Here is an 18,020-nt window from a genome sequence, read left to right as displayed (position 1 = left end):
TTTGTATCCTAGTAGTCTTAGGAGAATGCTGGTGGAACACGCTACTATTCAGAAGAACAAATCTTTCATTATCTGAAAGGTGAGTGCCCGAATAATCGCACAGTAAAGGAGTTAAATTCTGATGATATTGGCGAAGAAAGTCAGACTGATTCCAACGCCTGAACAAGAAAAAGTGCTTAGAAACCATGCTGGTGCTGCAAGATTCGCTTATAACTATTGTAAAAGAATGAGTGATAGATACTATAAGCTATTTGGAAAAGCTGTTTCACAGTTAGCTTTACAGAAACGATTTACAAAGATCAAGAAGCGAAAGCGATATGAGTGGTTAAAAGACATCAATGCACAAGTTCCCAAACAGGCTTCAAAAGATTTTGACAAGGCGAGGAAACATTCGTTCGAAAAGTACAAAAATGGTTATCACACTTCTTATAAATCCAAAAAAGATTTAATTCAAGGATTTTATGCCAATTATGAAAGACTGATTATAGGAAAGAAAGTAGTTGATATTCAGTCTATTGGAGAAGTGAAAACAAGCCAACAACTACCAAGAAACAAAAAACCATCCAATCCAAGAGTTACATTTGATGGTCGTCACTGGTGTATTAGTGTAGGGTTCCAAGAAGATTTTGAATCCCAAGAACTAACCAATGAGTCGATTGGTGTGGATGTTGGTTTAAAAGAGCTGTTTGTAGCTTCTAATGGTACGAAAGAACGAAATATAAACAAAGATGCTAAGGTTAAAAAACTTTTGAAAAGGAAAAAGTCAGCGCAAAGAGATATGTCTAGGAGATTTAAAAAAGGTGTAAAAATTCAATCTGCCGGATATGAAAAAGCTAAAACTGAGCACCTGCGGTTATCTAGGAAAATTACGAATATCCGAAATAACCATATCCATCAAGCAACAGCTAAATTGGTGAAAACCAAACCAATGAGAATTGTTGTGGAAGACTTACATATCTCAAACCTGTTAAAAAACAAAAAACTATCGAAAGCATTTTCATTTCAAAAATTAAACTTCTTCTTTCAATGTTTGTCATACAAGTGCGAGAAGTATGGCATTGAGTATGTAAAAGCTGATAAATGGTTCGCCTCAAGCAAGATTTGCTCATGTTGCGGAGTAAAATACGACCATTCAGTTCAACCAGAAGGACAGTAGAGTTTAAAAATACGTGAGTGGCGTTGTGTTGGGTTGGGTGCAATATCCATCACGATAGAGATTTAAATGCTTCGATAAATTTATCAAGATGGGTAAAATAAAAGCTTGATAATATGAGGTAACGATACTGCCTCGTGCGGAGTGTTATACCCCTCGTCCCTTCGGGGTTGCGAGAACACGATGAAGCACTAACTTGTGTAAATTTGATTGAATTGTATAGATTTAGTTAAGTTTATCTTATCGGTGCTATGGAGAAGGTAAAAGCAATACTATTTGATAAAGATGGGACATTAATGGATTTTCATTCGATTTGGATAAAAGTAGCTGAAGAGCTCGTTGCAGAATGTATAAATTTATATCAATTACCAGAATCAATGCAGCAGGATTTATTAAAAGAGATTGGCGTAGACGGAGCATTTGTTCATCCTCGTAGTGCGATCGCTGCTGGAACGAGTCTTGATGTGGCAAAGGGGCTTTGTAAGTATATTGCATCATCTAGAGAAGAAGAGATGCATCAATGGGTGAGTGAAAAGTTGTTTGCTCTTATGTACGAGCATCGTTCACATATGAGAATGACGGCAGATTTACCGAAAGTTTTACAAGCGTTAAAGGATAGAGGATTTATTCTAGGTGTCGTTACAGCTGATGATTTCGCGCCGACAGAATTATTTTTAAAGCAATATCAATTGGAAGATTTTTTTGATTGTGTTATAGCTTCAGATACATTTCCAGCACAGAAGCCAGATAAAAAAATTGTAGAATCGTTTTGTGAGAGATTTAATTTAGAGACATGTGAAGTAGCGGTCGTCGGGGATACACCGACGGATTTACATTTAGCGAAAAATGGTGGCGACTGCTATGCAATTGGCGTACTATCTGGTACGGGTGATCGTCAAACGTTAGAACCACTTGCAGATTTAGTATTACAATCTGTTGAAGATTTAATTTCTCATACAGGTGAGTTTATTTGGAAACAAGGAAAGTCTAATGTATGAATTGATAAGTCTATAAGGACTCTATATGAGTCTTTATAGACTTATTTTTTATGCCGAGATATTTAGAGAATGGGATGGATACTAGAAATGGGGAGTTGGCACACATCTTGCAATATAAAGAGAAAACATTGTATAAAAAAGGATGGGGTACACAATGAACACAAAAAAATTTGCTAAAGTAAATGAACAAATTCCAGGGCCGAAAGCAGCGTCTTTATTAGAACGCCGCCAAAATATAGTACCAAAAGGAGTAAGTAATGGTATTCCAACATTTGTACAGTCTGCAAATGGTGCACTCGTAACAGATGTGGATGGAAACCAGTATATTGATTTCGCAGGAGCAATCGGGACAATTAATGTAGGACATTGTCATCCTACTGTTAAAGAAGCGCTTCATAAACAAGTAGATCAATATATTCACACTGGTTTTAATGTGATGATGTATGAGCCATATATTGAATTGGCAGAAAAACTGGCAGCATTAGCGCCAGGTAATTTCGATAAACAAGTGCTGTTTTTAAACAGTGGGGCAGAAGCGGTTGAAAATGCAGTGAAGATTGCTCGTAAATATACGAAGAGACCTGGAATTATCGCATTTTCTAAAGGATTTCATGGGCGTACATTAATGACAATGACGATGACAAGTAAAGTAAAACCATATAAATTTGGATTTGGCCCATTTGCTCCAGAAGTATATAAAGCGCCATTCCCATATGAATACCGTCGCCCAGAAGGGTTAACAGAAGAGCAGTATGATGATTTTATCATTGAAGAGTTTAAGAACTTCTTCATATCAGAAGTAGCGCCAGAAACAATTGCAGCTGTTGTAATGGAGCCTGTTCAAGGGGAAGGCGGATTTATCGTTCCAAGTAAGAAATTTGTTCAAGAAGTACGCAGTATTTGTTCAGAGCACGGTATTTTATTTGTAGCTGATGAAATTCAAACAGGCTTTAGTCGTACCGGAAAATACTTTGCAATTGATCATTATGATGTCGTTCCAGATTTAATTACGGTATCTAAATCATTAGGTGCTGGTGTACCGATAAGCGGCGTGATTGGGCGTAAAGAAATTATGAATGAGTCTGCACCGGGGGAACTTGGCGGAACGTATGCAGGAAGCCCACTAGGATGTGCGGCTGCATTAGCTGTGCTTGATGTAATAGAAAAAGAGAAATTAAATGATAGAGCGATAGAATTAGGGAAAGCCGTAATGAACCGATTCCAAGAGATGAAAAACAAATATAATTGCATCGGTGATGTGCGCGGCTTAGGGGCAATGTGTGCATTCGAGCTCGTTCAAGATCGTAAGACGAAAGCGCCTGATAAAACATTAGCGTCTAATTTATGTGCAGAAGCAAATAAACGCGGATTACTTCTACTATCAGCAGGAACATATGGAAATGTTATTCGTGTGTTAATGCCATTAGTTATTACAGATGAGCAACTTGAGGAAGGTTTAACAATAATTGAAGAATCATTGCTAGCTTGTTATGAGCAAGCAAATATCGCTCGTGTATAAAGAATTGGGATAACTTAAAAAAGGGCATAAAGCTTTTCTTTTTAGGCGGAAGAGAGCATCTGGCCATGCATAGAATCGGTCAGGCCCTTTTCCTGCCCCATGCCAAGCTAAAACAAAGTGAGGGTGTGGTTGCGATGGCATTCTGTATTTTTCAAGGCAGCGAATTATGTGTTGAAAAATATAAATAGATTTGTATAAATAACAAATTGAAAACATTCTAGCTGACTCTATATAAAATACAGAAAATTCATTTTATAATAAAGGTAGTAAAGTGAATCGATGGATTTGAAGTAGGGAGTGGCTAGAATGGTTGCAGAAAAGGAACGAATGTTGATGGATTTACAAGATGTATTTGAATATGCATTTGATGAAATTTTTGTTACGGATGATAAGGGAATCGTTGTACGTGTAAATAGTATGTGTGAAAGACATTACCAGCTCTCTGCTAAGGAATTAGTAGGAAAGCATGTAAAAGAACTACAAAAAGAAGGGATTTTTTATCCGTCTGCAACGTTAGAAGTAATTGAAAAGAAAAGGCCAGTTGAACTTGTTCAAACAACGAAATCAGGAGAGTATTTGCATGTTCGTACAAGGCCTGTTTTTGATGATGAGGGAAATTTAAGAAGAGTGATTAGTTATTCTCGTGATCTTACAGAACTCTATCAATTACGTCAAAAGGTAGAGGAAATGGATAATCAGTTAAAAACATATAAAAAAGAATTAAGAGAAACATATGAACACGAAGGACTTATTTTTAAAAGTATCGCTATGCAAAAAATAATCGAAACAATAAAAAAAGTATCAGTAGTAGATAGTACTGTTCTCGTATTAGGTGAGACTGGAGTGGGGAAAAGCCGATTAGTACGCCATTTGCATGAAGTGAGTCACCGGAAGAATGAAAGTTTCTATGAAATTAATTGTGCGGCATTGCCGACGAATTTAATCGAATCTGAGCTTTTTGGATATTCAGGTGGGGCTTTTACAGGTGCAAATCGTGAAGGGAAAAAGGGGCTATTAGAATCAGCGCATAAAGGAACCCTTTTCTTAGATGAAATTGGTGAAATGCCGCTTGAAATTCAAGCGAAGCTTTTGCAAGTATTGCAAGAAAAAACGTTTCGCCCTATAGGCGGAAGAGAATTAAAAAAGGTGGATGTTAGAATTGTAGCGGCAACAAATAGAGATTTAAGTATGATGGTGAAACAAGGAACATTTCGGAAAGATTTATACTATCGTCTGAATGTCATTCCAATTTCAATTCCGCCACTTCGGGATAGAACAGAAGACATTTTGCCGCTCATCTATCATTATTTACAGCATTTTAATAAAAAGTACGGACGTGATGTGAAGTTAGCTCCTAGTACGTTACAAATGTTTGTAGGGTACCCTTGGGAAGGAAATAATAGAGAGATTGAAAATGTAATTGAACGAATTGTTATCACTGCTGATGATTTTGTAACGGTAGAAGATTTGCCACTATCTATGCAAGAGACAACGGTTGAACAATCCGGACAAAGTCTTTATAGAATGTTGGAAGAGGTAGAGAGAAATATTATTCTTAAAGCGTATAAAACGTATGGATCAAGTTATAAAGTGGCTGAGTTTTTGCAAATAAGTCAATCTGCTGCCACTAGGAAGATTAAGAAGTTCATAGAGGAGGAAGAAAACATTGGATAAAAAAGCGACGTTCGTAAACTTAGAGAAAAAGGCGATGTATATAAATGGTGAGTGGATTACACTGCAAGAACAAATCGAAGTGAATAATCCAGCGACAAAGGAAGTATTTGCAACTGTACCAAAGGGCGGGATTACAGAGGCAAAGCAAGCAGTTGATGCTGCACATGAAGCTTTTAAATCATGGTCAAAATTAACGGCAGCAGATCGTGCAGTAAAGTTAAAAAAGTGGTTCACACTCATTGATGAAAATAAAGAAGAAATTGCAGCAATCATGACGAGAGAACAAGGAAAGCCGTTTGCAGAGGCGCTTGGTGAAGTGAATTATGCAAATAGTTTTGTTGAATGGTACGCAGAAGAAGGAAAGAGAATATACGGTGAAATGATTCCTGCTTCTCACCCGAATAAGCGTATTTTAGTTATGAAGCAACCAGTTGGAGTTATGGCAGCTATTACACCCTGGAACTTCCCAGCTGCTATGATTACGAGAAAGGTAGCTCCAGCACTTGCAGCAGGCTGTACAGCAGTTGTGAAACCAGCGAGTCAAACGCCATTAACTGCATTGAAGTTAGTTGAATTAGCACATGAAGCAGACATTCCAAAAGGTGTAATAAATATTGTAACAGGTAGTGCAAAAGCAATTGCTGATACGTGGATGGAAGATGAGCGCGTTCGAAAAGTTTCCTTTACAGGATCAACTGAAATTGGAAAAGAATTAATGGCTAGCGCTGCGCAAACGATGAAAAAGGTTTCGCTTGAATTAGGTGGTCACGCTCCATTTATTGTTATGAATGATGCTGATTTAGATAAGGCGGTAGAAGCGGTAATTGGTTCGAAATTCCGTAACGCAGGACAAACGTGTATATGTACAAATCGCGTCTTTGTTCAAGAAGAAGTGTACGAAGAATTTGCAGGAAAGTTCACAAAAGCTGTAGAGCAGCTTAAAGTTGGAGATGGATTCGGCGAAGGAACAACTGTAGGTCCACTTATTGATGCGAATGCAGTTTCGAAAGTACAAGAACATATTGAAGATGCAATTCAAAAGGGCGGAGAAGTTTTATACGGTGGCCATAAATTTGCAGAGTTAGATGGTTATTTCATTCAGCCAACAGTAATTGGATTGGCAAATGACACGATGCTTTGTATGAATGAAGAAACATTTGGACCGGTTGCACCAGTTGCTAAATTTAAAACAGTTGAAGAAGTAATCGAGCGAGCAAATAATACACCATATGGCTTGGCTGCTTATATTTTCACAAAAGATATTAGCCAAGCATTCCAAATTAGTGAAGCGTTAGAGTACGGAATTATCGGCTTAAACGATGGCCTTCCATCAGTTGCACAAGCACCATTTGGTGGCTTTAAAGAAAGTGGTATCGGCCGTGAAGGAGGCCATTTCGGCATTGAGGAATATTTAGAAATTAAATATATTTCGTTAGGACTATAAGTAGTATACTAGAATCTCTATAAGGTAACAGAGAAGGAGATTCTAGTATGGTATATTGGCTATTATTACTCGTAACAATTATTTTTGAAGTAGCTGGAACGATAGCGATGAAACTATCGAACGGTTTAACAAAGCTCGTTCCAAGTGTACTTATTTTTGTCTTTTACGGTATTTGTTTCAGTATATTTGCTATCGTCGTAAAGAAGATTAACTTAAGTATTGCTTATGCGATTTGGTCGGGCTTAGGGACCCTTCTTATTACGATTATTAGTGTGTACTTTTTTAAAGAGCATATTAATTTATTCCAAGCATTTTGCATTTTATTTATTGTTTTAGGAGTAATTGGACTGAAAGTGTCATCGGCATCATGAAAGCTATCTTTTGTAGAAGATAGCTTTTTTCTATTTGTGTAGTTAGCAATTACTACGACAAAATATGACAAGAAAACGTAAAGAGTTTTGCTATGATAAAGTGAAACTTTAATCAGTGGGGGTTTTGTTCATTCCCCACTGATTATCAGCCCGCACCAATCGGGCGTTTACGGGCAGTTGATCTCCCACCTAACCTCTTTACTCCAACTGAATTTTGAGGTGGGAGTTTTACTGCCCGTTAATGCGGGATAAATATAAAAATCTTGTCTCATATGGGGGGAAGAGTATGTTAAAGAAGGTGAGCCGAATTGTTTTAATTTGTGGCATGGCTTTTAGTTTAAGTGCTTGCACAGAAACTAAAAATAGCGATGAAAGTAAACAAGAGGACGTTCAAGATAAAGTTTATAAAATAGGAGAGACGGTGGACGTGGATGGTTTGCAAGTAACTCTCGATTCAGTTCAATTAGGGTATCCAGATTACACTACAGATAAAAAGAAAGATGATATTTTAGGGATTGTTTTCACGGTGAAAAATAATAGTAAAAAAGAAATACCTTTTGCATTTTATGAATTTGAGATTACCGATAAGAAAGGTACAAGATTTAAAGAATATAATAACTATGATAGCTTCATTAGTAAAAAATTAGCACCAGATGAAAAAATCCAAGATATCATGCTATTTGACGTAGCGAAAGAAAATACGTATATCGCTACGTATAGGCCGGAGTTTACGCATGAAAATAGAACAATAAAATTTGAATTGAAGCCAAACAAATAAAAACACATTGGGTAATCCAATGTGTTTTTATAATGGTTAACTTAAAACGCCCAGTTACCTTTACGGAAAATCGGCTCATGTCTTCCATCAGCTGTAATACCGTCGATATCAAGCTCAGCTGATCCAATCATGAAGTCTTCGTGTGTAATACTAGCGTTTGCACCATTTTCAGCAAGTTCTTCTTTAGACATTGTTTTCCCGCCATCTAAGTTAAATGCATAAGCATTTCCAATTGCAAGGTGGCAAGATGCATTTTCGTCAAATAGCGTATTGTAGAATAAAATATTTGTGTTTGAAATTGGTGAATCATGAGGTACTAAAGCTACTTCGCCTAAGAAGTGAGAACCTTCATCTGTTTCTACTAAATGTTTTAAAGCTTCCTCACCAGATTCAGCTTTATAGTCTACGATACGCCCGTTTTCAAATGTTAACGTAAAGTTATCGATAATGTTACCTGCAAATGCTAACGGTTTTGTACTAGACACTTGGCCGTTTACACCTGTTTTAAGTGGCATTGTAAATACTTCTTCAGTTGGAATGTTAGCCATAAATGGTACGTTCTTTTCATTTAAGCTACCAGCACCAGCCCATACATGCTTCTCTGGAAGTTCAATTGTTAAGTCTGTCCCAGGACCAGTATAATGAAGAGCTGTATAATGTTTTTCGTTTAAGTAATCAACTTTTGTATGTAGCGTTTCATCATGTTCTTTCCATGCTTCCACAGGATTTTCTAAATCAGCACGAGTAGCTTTGAAGATAGCATCCCATAGTTTTGCTTCTTGTTCTTCAGGCGCTACGTCAGGGAATACTTTTGCAGCCCATTCTTTCGTAGGAACAGAAATTACGCACCAGCTTACTTTATCTGCTTGTACATAATCACGGTATACTTTCATCGCTTCTCCAGCTACTTTATGAGCTGTTGCAATTTTCTTTGGTTCTACACCTTTTAATAGATCAGGATTCTCTGCATAGATGGACATAAATGCAGCGCCTTCTTTTGCTAATTCTTCACGAGCATGTGCTTTCCAAGAAGGGAATTCAGAGAAAGCTTCTTCAGGAGCTAGATCGAATTTTAAGCGTGTTAACGTCTCATCATTCCAATCAACATATACGTGTTTTGCACCAGATTGATATGCTTTTTCTGTAACGAGGCGTACAAACTGTACAGCCTCAAGAGGTGCACTAATTGATAAAGTTTGTCCGGGCTGAATATTAACACCAACATTGACTGCAAGGGCAGCATACTTCTCTAACGTTTGTTCAAATGACATATGTATAATCTCCTTTAGTTTGAAAGATTTCTTACTATATATAATACAAGAAAATTCTAAAAATATATATAAATATAACGTAAAAAGAGAGCTCAAAATGTATTGAGCTCTCACATTTATTTAATGGAAGAGGCGAATTGCTCCACAGTAGTTGTATGGTGTATGCGAACACGCTTCATTTTTAACAACTCATCAGGTTCACCCTTCGTAATGAATTGTCCAGGCTTCGTTGTTGTTGCAAATTGATAGTATTTCTTCGTTTCTGCGACAACGTTATCGTCTACATGACCGAATGGATAAGCAATTGCGATAACAGGCTTACCTGTTATTTTTTCTAGCTTTTCTTTTGATTCTTTTAACTCTCCGTCATAGTTTGTAATTTTCGGCAAGTCTGCGTGTGTTGCTGTATGAGATTGTACAGAAAAAATACCTGAATCAACCATTTCTTTTATTTCAGATGTAGAAAGGGCGCCTTCTACATCAACGTTATCAACAATCATATATTCCGTTGCCGCTGGTTTAAAAGTATCATCTTTTAGCTTTTGTAAAATGCGAAATGCATTCATATTATTTTTCATACCGTCATCAAATGTAACGAAAATCGGCTTGTTTACTTTATTAATATCGCTCCAGCGTTCAAATGTTAATAATGTATAACCATTGTCTTTTAAATACTTCATTTGTGCTTCAAAGTTAGCGGGTGATACGAATAAATCTTTAATACCTTGTCCATGATAATCATCAATTGCGTGGTACATAAGAACAGGAACTTTTTGCTCGAAAGTAATAGTAGATTTCGTAAGTGGAATAGCTTTTCCACCCTCGGTTGTTCCTGTAGCTTCAATTTGGTATTCACCGCGTTTTCCTTCAAATTCTTTTATATCAAAGGGCAGTGTAAATTGTTGATCTTTCTCTTTAGAAGAAAAAGATTTAGCACTTTCCTTTCCATCAGCAGTGCGCCAAATTTTATATTGTACTTCGGTTAAAGAATCCTTTATGTCTGTAATATGAATATTTGCGTTTGTAGATTCGTGCGTAATTGGATTATAAGAAATTTTACCTTGTTCCCGCACCGTCTCTTCTTGTTTTTTGACCTCTTGTACCTTTATCTCTTTTTTAGGTTCTTGGCTTACATTGCTAGTATTACAGCCTGCTAGAATAGCAGATGTACATAAAGCAATCGCTGCGTATTTTCTCATAAAATCACCTTCTATTGTGTATTATATTGCATACTTACATTAAAATCCCCACCGCTATAAGAGAGGTGGGGATATACCCTTGTTCATCATATCATTTTTAGGTGAAGGGTAGGTTAGTGACTTTGAATAGAGGTATTCTTGCGTTTCTTACTAGAATTGATAATAATATAACCGACCACAAAGATAAGAGGGATAATGAAGACATAGATAGGTATACCCCATACATAATAGCTTTTCATGCTTAAAATTAATAAATATAAGAAATCGAAAAGGGCGTGGGCTTTCATAATATCCTCCAATATTTTTTTACAAATTATAACATTATTCATTTGTAATTTGTATATTTTGGTAAATGATTTAAGTTAATTTTAAAGTAAGAGAAAGGTTTATTAATATGCAATTTTGCATATGTAGAGTAGTTTCTATTAAAATATAAGGGTTTTGGACTATAATAAAACCGCTATAAATTTAAGTAAGAATGATGTATGGAGTGGAGAATAGAAATGAAATATAAAAAAATAGTATATATCCTTCTCATATCGCTATTCATAGTCGGTTGTCAAAGTGAAACGAGTAAAGCGAATAGTGTGGAAGAGTATATTCCGCCGCATCTTATGAATGCGGAAGTGACGGCGGATATTATGACGATTGAGATGGATCGTGATACCCGTAAAAAAGTAGAGGCTATTACTAAAAAAATGAGAGAGCATGTGGAAAATGATAGAGAATGGTATGTAAAATATATATCAGGGTACATAGATAAGCAGGTGAAGCCTTATCATCCGAATTTTGGTGTTACGGAAGAAGAATATAACTTCTTTAGGAACGCCGTTGAGAATAGTAGTTTATCTAATACAAGTGACGGAAAACTTCAATTTAAGCAAAAAAGTAACCATGAGATAGAAATTGTTTCAAGTAAAAACTTAGAGCTATTTCGAAATATAGTAATTGATACTGAGAAAAATATAGTAAAAACTTCGTTTGGAGAATGTCAGTATGTTGGAGAAGAAAAAACATCTTTGGAACAAAAGATAACGGGGCCCTGGCATGGCAAGCAATGGATGCTAAAAGAACGAAATTTAATTTATATATTTTCTTTGGGTAAGCTTGAAGGAGAGGATAAATCCATTATTGATATTTCAGTAAAAGGTATACACGAAGGAAAGCTTATTAGTAAAGAGGAAGTAATTGAATTCCGTTCTATTTCATAAAGAATCAAAAAAATCACCTTACTTAAAAGAGTAAGGTGATTTTTTATTAAATAAACAATCCAGCGATTGTTGCAGATAAAATAGAAGCAAGTGTTGATGCAAATAGCATTTTCCAACCAAATTTAGATACGATGCTTCCTTGTTTTTCAGAAAGGGCACGGATTGTACCAACAATCGCACCAATTTGGCTAATACTTGCGAAGCTAATTAAGAATACTGTAACGATTCCAACTGTACGTGGAGATAATGTTGCAGCAGCGCCTTTTAAATCAAGGATTGCTACGAATTCATTTAAGACAATCTTCGTACCCATAATACCACCAGCTGGGATGATATCTTGAGTTGGAATACCCATTAAGAATGCGAATGGAGAAAGTATATAACCGAAGATTTGTTGTAAAGTAACAGCATATCCCATTGCACCTGAAGCGGCGCTAATTACGTAGTTTACAACTTCCATAACACCAATGAAGGCAATCATTAATGCGGCAACGATACCAGCTACTTTTAACCCATCAAGCGCACCGTTAATCATAGCGCCGATAAAGCTATCTCCGAATAAGCTTCTATCAAATTTTTGAATCACTTCGTCTTCTTTTTTCGTATCAACTGGTGTTAATAACGAACAAACGATTAAGCTTGAGAATAAGTTTAGCGGAAGAGCTGCTAATACATATTTCGCATCTAACATCATAACGTATGATGCTGTAACAGAAGCAGAAACGGAGCTCATTGCTGAACAACAAATGATAAACATACGGTTTTTATTAAAATGCTGTAAATCGTTTTTAATAACGATTAACGCTTCACTTGAACCGAAGAATACAGAATTTACTGCGTGGAATGATTCAACGCGTGGTAAACCAGTAATTTTTGAAAGTGCACCGCCGACAATACGAACGATGAATGGTAAAACACCTAAATAACTAAAGATAGAAAGTAGTGCTGAGAAAAATACGATAATTAGTAATACGTTTAAGAAAAAGACAAAATCTCTTTGAATTCCATTAAAGAGAAAATCGACACCTGTCGTACCAAGTTTAATTAGTTTGTTGAAAACTTTACTAATGAAGATGATAATTTGCTGTCCGATCTTTGTGCCAAACATAAACCAACCGATTAAAATTTGGAAACCAATCATAATAGCAATTGCACGGAAGTTGATTTTACTTCTATTGTTTGACAAAGCAAAGCATAAACCTAAAACGACAAGAATACCGATAATGCTCATTACATATTGCATGTAGTTGCCCCTTTCAGAAGTTCGTATAAAGTTTTTACATAAAACGCTCGTTATATTACTAAAAATAAAGTAATGGAAGTTTCATGTCATACGTAAGATGTCTGACCTTTTCGAAAAATAAAAAAAGACCCCTATGGATTCACTTTCATCTATGAGAGAAAGCTAATCAATAGGAGTCTTTTTTATACATAGGCTAATATTCATTAGTTTTCCCCATAGTCCAGCAATTTAAGGTTGCCGGGTAGAAACTCTCGATCCATATTATCGACTATATATGAGGTAACATCGTCCGTATTAAATTAGTAGTAGCGTAACATTACTAGAGAAGTATCGTCAATAGCTTTTTTTCTTCCAATAGAAATAGACCATATAAGTATGATAAAATGTAACGCAGTGTTATGAAAAAGAGAGGTCGGAAAATGAGTACAAAAAAGACGCCACCAGTTGAAAAAAACGAGTTTATAGATGTAGTGTTTGAAGATTTAACACATGATGGTGCCGGTGTTGCGAAAGTGAAGGGATATCCTATTTTCGTAAAAAACGGATTACCAGGTGAGGAAGCACAAATTAAAATTATTAAAGTGAAGAAAAACTTCGCGTTTGGTCGTTTAATGAAGCTTCATCAAGAAAGTCCATATCGTAAAGATGCAGAATGCCCCGTGTACAACGAGTGCGGCGGTTGTCAGCTTCAGCACTTAACATATGAAGGACAATTAAAAGCGAAAGAAAAACAAGTACGTGACGTTATGCAGCGCATCGGCGGACTAAGCGATGTTCCTGTTCATCCTGTACTTGGCATGAAAAACCCGTGGGTATACCGTAATAAAGCACAAGTGCCAATTGGAGAACGTGAAGGTGGACTTGTAGCTGGTTTCTATCGTCAAGGAACGCATGACATCATTAATATGGAATCATGCTTAATTCAAGCGGAAGAAAACGATGCATTAATTCAAGAAGTAAAACGTATTTGTGAAAAAAACGGTATTTCGGCGTATAACGAAGAGCGTAACAAGGGAACACTTCGCCACGTAATGGCCCGCTACGGACAAGTAACAGGGGAAATTATGCTTGTCTTCATTACACGTACAGCTGAACTGCCAAATAAAGAAGCAATCATTGAAGAAATCGCAGCGAAATTCCCAGAAGTAAAATCAATCGTTCAAAACGTAAACACGAAACGTACAAACGTTATTTTCGGAGACAAAACGACAGTACTGTACGGATCAGAATATATTTATGACTTTATCGGTGACATTAAATTTGCGATTTCAGCACGTTCATTCTATCAAGTAAACCCAGAACAAACGAAAGTGCTATACGATAAAACGTTAGAATACGCAAAATTAAATGGTAACGAAACAGTAATTGATGCGTATTGCGGAATCGGATCAATCTCCTTATTCCTAGCGCAAAAAGCGAAAAAAGTATACGGTGTTGAAATCGTCCCAGAAGCAATCGAAGACGCAAACCGAAACGCAGCGCTAAACAACATGACAAATGCTGAATTTGGCGTAGGAGAAGCAGAAGTAGTTATTCCTAAATGGTACAAAGAAGGCGTAATCGCCGATACAATGGTCGTAGACCCACCGCGTAAAGGCTGTGACGAAGCATTACTAAACACAATCATCGACATGAAGCCAAAACGCGTCGTATACGTATCATGTAACCCAGCAACATTAGCACGTGATTTAAAAGTACTAGAAGAAGGCGGATATAAAACACAGGAAGTACAGCCTGTTGATATGTTCCCGCATACGACTCATGTGGAGTGTGTGGCTTGGCTTAAGTTGGTATAATAAAAAAGCAGTTGATATAGAAAAAATCTATACCATCTGCTTTTTGGTTTATAAAAATACCATTCATAAGCGATTTTAGTTAAAATAAATATTGCTGATTTTCACAAATTATAAATTGAGAGTTTAAAGATGTATTCATAGTGAGAGGATTTGAATTTGAAATGATAGATAATTTTTGGCGTGATTTACCACGACCATTTTTTGTACTTGCACCAATGGAAGATGTGACAGACGTTGTTTTCCGTCACGTAGTAAGTGAAGCTGGTTGCCCAGATGTATTTTTCACAGAGTTTACAAACTCAGATAGCTATTGTCATCCAGAAGGTATGAAAAGCGTACGTGGTCGTTTAATTTTTACAGAAGATGAACAGCCGATAGTCGCGCATATTTGGGGAGATAACCCTGAATATTTCCGTCAAATGAGTATTGGTATGGCAGAGCTAGGATTTAAAGGCATCGATATTAATATGGGATGCCCTGTACCGAATGTGGCATCAAGAGGAAAAGGTAGTGGCCTTATTCTACGTCCAGACGTTGCGGCAGAACTTATTCAAGCAGCAAAAGCGGGCGGACTACCTGTCAGCGTAAAAACACGACTTGGCTTTAAAGAATTAAGCGAATGGGAAGATTGGTTAACGCATATTTTCAAACAAGATATCGCAAACCTTTCTATTCACTTACGTACAAGAGAAGAAATGAGCCAAGTAGATGCACACTGGGAGCTAATTCCGGAGATCAAAAAATTACGTGATCGCATTGCACCAAATACGCTAATAACAATCAATGGAGACATTCCTGACCGTCAAACTGGAATGGAACTTGCTGAAAAATATGGTATTGATGGCGTTATGATCGGACGAGGTATCTTTAAAAATCCGTTTGCCTTTGAAAAAGAACCAAGAGAGCATAGCAGTAAAGAACACCTTGATCTTCTAAGACTGCAGCTTGATCTTCAAGATCAATATGCAGAAGTACTACCACGCTCAATCACAGGGCTTCATCGCTTTTTCAAAATTTATGTAAAAGGATTCCCTGGAGCTGCTGAACTAAGAAATCAATTGATGAACACGAAATCAACTGATGAAGTGCGTGCGTTGCTTGATAAGTTTGAGGCGGGTGTTAATGTGGTAGAAGGTAGTGAAACAGTGTAACTTTTGAAAGTTACACTGTTTCATTTTAATTAAGGTGAACCGTATCATAAGTAAGTGAGGTATTCTATGTAAAACAAGGGTAAGAAAAGAATACAGAAGAAAATCGAAAATGGCAGGTTGGTCTTGATTTTCACTGATATTATCATGTTTATTTTATTATGCCTATAACTTGGAGGCTATGTGAATGTTAAGTGATCAGACGAGATATTCTAGGCTCGCGAATATAACAAAAATAATAAATACAAAATTAGAACTACGTGAAGTATTGCAGCGTGTAACAATGGCGATATCAGAGGAGATTGTTAAGTGCAACGCTGTTGGAATCTATTTACCCCAGGAAGATGGAACATTTAGAGGGTTTGCAGGAAAACCAGAGACAATAAATGGCGTAACGCTCGATACTCAGGTAATTGATCCTGAAATAGACTTACTGGCAAAAGAAGTTATTGAAACCAAAAAAACCATTTATATTCCTGATACATCAAAGGATCATCGGCCGGATCCGAGACCAGTTGCTGCGTTCAAAATTAAGTCCTTATTAGCTCTACCTATCTCATTTGGGCAAGAGTTATTTGGTCTGGTTTTTTTATTTGATTATGGAATTCCAATGAACTTAACAAATTCAGAAATTCAAAGTGTTGAAGCTTATGTAAATATGGCTGCGGTCGCAATTCAAAACGCAAATAATTTAACACAAAAGGAAAACCTTATTGCCGAGAAGCAGCTGTTATTAAATGTTACCCGTGACTTATCAATGTGTTCCTCGATACAGGAGAGTTTTGATAAATGTTTTCTTTACTTAGGACAGATTTTAGAGAGTAAAAACATGGCTGCCCACCTTTTAGACCCGCTAGACAAAACAACGATTAAAACAACGAAGTTAAGCAAGGACTGTGATTGGACAGAAGCGGATTGGATGGAGAAAAGCTATGAAGCCAAGATCCAAGAGGTTATTCAAACAAAAAATATAGATAGTAAGAGTCTACTGTTGATTCCATTGGTTTCAATGGGAGAAGTATTAGGGGTAATCGTCGTTGGCAAAGAGGGAAAAGCTCACAATTACGATAATTCCCAAATTCAACTGGCAAAGTCTATCGTTGATGCCACAGCTCCTACGTTTTCAAACTTGTTATATATGGATCAACTTGAAAGCATGGTGGAAGAGCGGACGAGAGAACTAGCTGCTGCTAATGAAAAAGTTACAAGTGTGATTGAAAGTATTACGGATGGATTCTTTACTTTGAATAATAAATGGGAATTTACGTACGTAAATAAGCATCAATATTTTCCACAAAGAAAAACAGCAAAAGATGTATTAGGTAAGAATATATGGGAGGTTTTCCCGAGTAGCGTCGACGCAGTTATGTATAAGGAATTTCATCGTGCAATGTCAGAGCGAACTACAGTTCATTTTGAATTTTTTTCTATCTCTGATGAATATTGGCACGAAGTTATTGCATACCCGTATGATGATGGTATTTGTTGTATTTTTAAAAACATAACGGAAAAAAAGCAATATGAGCAGGAATTGAAAAGGTTATCCAACATAGATTTAATAGGGCAAATGGCAGCAGGTATCAGCCATGAGATTAGAAATCCAATGACAACAGTACGAGGATTTTTGCAGTTATTAAAAGAAGAGCCCACCTATGAGAAACATAATAAGTACTTTAATTTAATGATTGAAGAACTTGACCGTGCCAATTCTATTATTACTGAATTTCTCTCAATGGGTAATACAAAGAAATCGGATTTGCAGATGTTAGATTTAAATTTAATTATCCACGATATTATTCCTTTAATAAAGATTGATACGTATAATCAAAATAAATATATTCAAGTCGATACAAATGACATTCCGGAATTACTTTTAAATCGTAATGAGATACGACAATTATTAATAAACCTATACCGTAATGGCTTAGAAGCGATGAGCACAGGGAAAGTTCTAACCATTAGCACCTACAAGGAAGGTCAAAATTGTGTGGTGCTTGCAGTGCGGGATCAAGGAAAAGGTATCAGGCCTGAAGTATTTGAGAAACTGGGTACTCCATTTTACACGACCAAAGATAATGGAACTGGATTGGGGTTAGGCATATGTTATGCCATTGCTGCCCGTCATAATGCAAAAATAGAAATTCAAACAGGATCGGAAGGCACTACCTTTTTTGTTAAATTTAATTATGAAAATAATGAACAATAACCTCATTTA

At 36.5% G+C, this 18,020-nt stretch carries 13 protein-coding genes, 1 pseudogene and 1 riboswitch; of the genes and pseudogenes, 11 read left to right on the top strand and 3 right to left on the bottom strand.

What is annotated here, in order from left to right; translation table 11 throughout:
- Positions 1-121: 121 nt before the first annotated feature.
- From V7038_RS21640 to V7038_RS21610, 7 genes and pseudogenes are all read left to right on the top strand, one after another.
- Positions 122-1,257, top strand: a pseudogene (locus tag V7038_RS21640) (RNA-guided endonuclease InsQ/TnpB family protein).
- A 147-nt stretch (positions 1,258-1,404) separates the two neighbouring features.
- Positions 1,405-2,151, top strand: coding sequence for an HAD family hydrolase (locus V7038_RS21635; RefSeq protein WP_070127854.1), 747 nt, complete (start codon positions 1,405-1,407; stop codon positions 2,149-2,151).
- A gap of 154 nt (positions 2,152-2,305) precedes the next feature.
- Positions 2,306-3,670 carry a 4-aminobutyrate--2-oxoglutarate transaminase gene (gene gabT, locus V7038_RS21630; RefSeq protein WP_070127855.1) on the top strand — a complete coding sequence of 455 codons (1,365 nt, stop codon included), beginning with the start codon at positions 2,306-2,308 and terminating at the stop codon, positions 3,668-3,670.
- Between the two features lie 306 nt (positions 3,671-3,976).
- Complete coding sequence (locus V7038_RS21625; RefSeq protein WP_335695622.1) at positions 3,977-5,344, top strand: sigma-54 interaction domain-containing protein; 1,368 nt, start codon at positions 3,977-3,979, stop codon at positions 5,342-5,344.
- The gene (gene gabD, locus V7038_RS21620; RefSeq protein ID WP_002159479.1) at positions 5,337-6,788 is read left to right on the top strand and encodes an NADP-dependent succinate-semialdehyde dehydrogenase; all 1,452 of its coding nucleotides are present in this window, start codon (positions 5,337-5,339) and stop codon (positions 6,786-6,788) included. The genes V7038_RS21625 and gabD overlap by 8 nt, the downstream gene beginning before the upstream one ends.
- Before the next feature lie 47 nt (positions 6,789-6,835).
- On the top strand, positions 6,836-7,159 hold the full coding sequence (locus tag V7038_RS21615) for a DMT family transporter (protein ID WP_002113527.1): 324 nt from the start codon (positions 6,836-6,838) through the stop codon (positions 7,157-7,159).
- A gap of 286 nt (positions 7,160-7,445) precedes the next feature.
- Positions 7,446-7,937 (top strand): DUF4352 domain-containing protein, encoded by a 492-nt coding sequence (locus V7038_RS21610; RefSeq protein WP_070127857.1) that lies wholly within the window; start codon positions 7,446-7,448, stop codon positions 7,935-7,937.
- Between the two features lie 41 nt (positions 7,938-7,978).
- Here V7038_RS21610 and V7038_RS21605 read toward each other — a convergent pair whose 3' ends face one another.
- Both V7038_RS21605 and V7038_RS21600 read right to left on the bottom strand, forming a co-directional pair.
- Entirely contained in the window at positions 7,979-9,208 is a 1,230-nt protein-coding gene (locus tag V7038_RS21605) for an aminopeptidase (protein ID WP_002113532.1), read from the bottom strand.
- 116 nt (positions 9,209-9,324) lie between these two features.
- The gene (locus V7038_RS21600) at positions 9,325-10,407 is read right to left on the bottom strand and encodes a polysaccharide deacetylase family protein (protein WP_335695621.1); all 1,083 of its coding nucleotides are present in this window, start codon (positions 10,405-10,407) and stop codon (positions 9,325-9,327) included.
- Positions 10,408-10,910: 503 nt separating this feature from the next.
- Here V7038_RS21600 and V7038_RS21595 point away from each other — a divergent pair.
- Positions 10,911-11,618, top strand: a complete 708-nt coding sequence (locus tag V7038_RS21595) for a hypothetical protein (protein ID WP_002159476.1) — start codon at positions 10,911-10,913, stop codon at positions 11,616-11,618.
- 46 nt (positions 11,619-11,664) lie between these two features.
- On the opposite strand, the gene V7038_RS21590 is transcribed toward V7038_RS21595, so the two are convergent.
- Entirely contained in the window at positions 11,665-12,861 is a 1,197-nt protein-coding gene (locus V7038_RS21590) for a NupC/NupG family nucleoside CNT transporter (RefSeq protein ID WP_070138669.1), read from the bottom strand.
- Positions 12,862-13,057: 196 nt separating this feature from the next.
- A riboswitch (purine riboswitch) is annotated at positions 13,058-13,159 on the bottom strand.
- A 121-nt stretch (positions 13,160-13,280) separates the two neighbouring features.
- Here V7038_RS21590 and rlmD point away from each other — a divergent pair.
- The 3 genes from rlmD to V7038_RS21575 all read left to right on the top strand — a co-directional run bounded on the left by rlmD (position 13,281) and on the right by V7038_RS21575 (position 18,011).
- Positions 13,281-14,657 (top strand): 23S rRNA (uracil(1939)-C(5))-methyltransferase RlmD, encoded by a 1,377-nt coding sequence (gene rlmD, locus V7038_RS21585; protein ID WP_071151012.1) that lies wholly within the window; start codon positions 13,281-13,283, stop codon positions 14,655-14,657.
- Between the two features lie 161 nt (positions 14,658-14,818).
- Entirely contained in the window at positions 14,819-15,808 is a 990-nt protein-coding gene (locus V7038_RS21580; RefSeq protein WP_335695625.1) for a tRNA dihydrouridine synthase, read from the top strand.
- Positions 15,809-15,992: 184 nt separating this feature from the next.
- Positions 15,993-18,011 (top strand): ATP-binding protein, encoded by a 2,019-nt coding sequence (locus V7038_RS21575; protein ID WP_335695620.1) that lies wholly within the window; start codon positions 15,993-15,995, stop codon positions 18,009-18,011.
- Positions 18,012-18,020 lie beyond the last annotated feature (9 nt).

Source organism: Bacillus sp. JJ783 (assembly GCF_036963225.1).
Lineage (GTDB): Bacteria > Bacillota > Bacilli > Bacillales > Bacillaceae_G > Bacillus_A > Bacillus_A cereus_U.
The sequence above is the reverse complement of the archived record's forward strand: the minus strand, read 5'-3'. Positions and strand labels throughout refer to the sequence as shown.

Excerpts from the sequence above, each read along its gene's own strand:
- rlmD (WP_071151012.1), top strand. The coding sequence starts at position 13,281 with ATGAGTACAAAAAAGACGCCACCAGTTGAAAAAAACGAGTTTATAGAT.
- gabT (WP_070127855.1), top strand. The coding sequence starts at position 2,306 with ATGAACACAAAAAAATTTGCTAAAGTAAATGAACAAATTCCAGGGCCG.
- V7038_RS21575 (WP_335695620.1), top strand. The coding sequence starts at position 15,993 with ATGTTAAGTGATCAGACGAGATATTCTAGGCTCGCGAATATAACAAAA.
- V7038_RS21635 (WP_070127854.1), top strand. The coding sequence starts at position 1,405 with ATGGAGAAGGTAAAAGCAATACTATTTGATAAAGATGGGACATTAATG.
- V7038_RS21605 (WP_002113532.1), bottom strand. The coding sequence starts at position 9,208 with ATGTCATTTGAACAAACGTTAGAGAAGTATGCTGCCCTTGCAGTCAAT.
- V7038_RS21625 (WP_335695622.1), top strand. The coding sequence starts at position 3,977 with ATGGTTGCAGAAAAGGAACGAATGTTGATGGATTTACAAGATGTATTT.
- V7038_RS21595 (WP_002159476.1), top strand. The coding sequence starts at position 10,911 with ATGAAATATAAAAAAATAGTATATATCCTTCTCATATCGCTATTCATA.
- V7038_RS21590 (WP_070138669.1), bottom strand. The coding sequence starts at position 12,861 with ATGCAATATGTAATGAGCATTATCGGTATTCTTGTCGTTTTAGGTTTA.
- V7038_RS21610 (WP_070127857.1), top strand. The coding sequence starts at position 7,446 with ATGTTAAAGAAGGTGAGCCGAATTGTTTTAATTTGTGGCATGGCTTTT.
- V7038_RS21580 (WP_335695625.1), top strand. The coding sequence starts at position 14,819 with ATGATAGATAATTTTTGGCGTGATTTACCACGACCATTTTTTGTACTT.
- V7038_RS21600 (WP_335695621.1), bottom strand. The coding sequence starts at position 10,407 with ATGAGAAAATACGCAGCGATTGCTTTATGTACATCTGCTATTCTAGCA.
- V7038_RS21615 (WP_002113527.1), top strand. The coding sequence starts at position 6,836 with ATGGTATATTGGCTATTATTACTCGTAACAATTATTTTTGAAGTAGCT.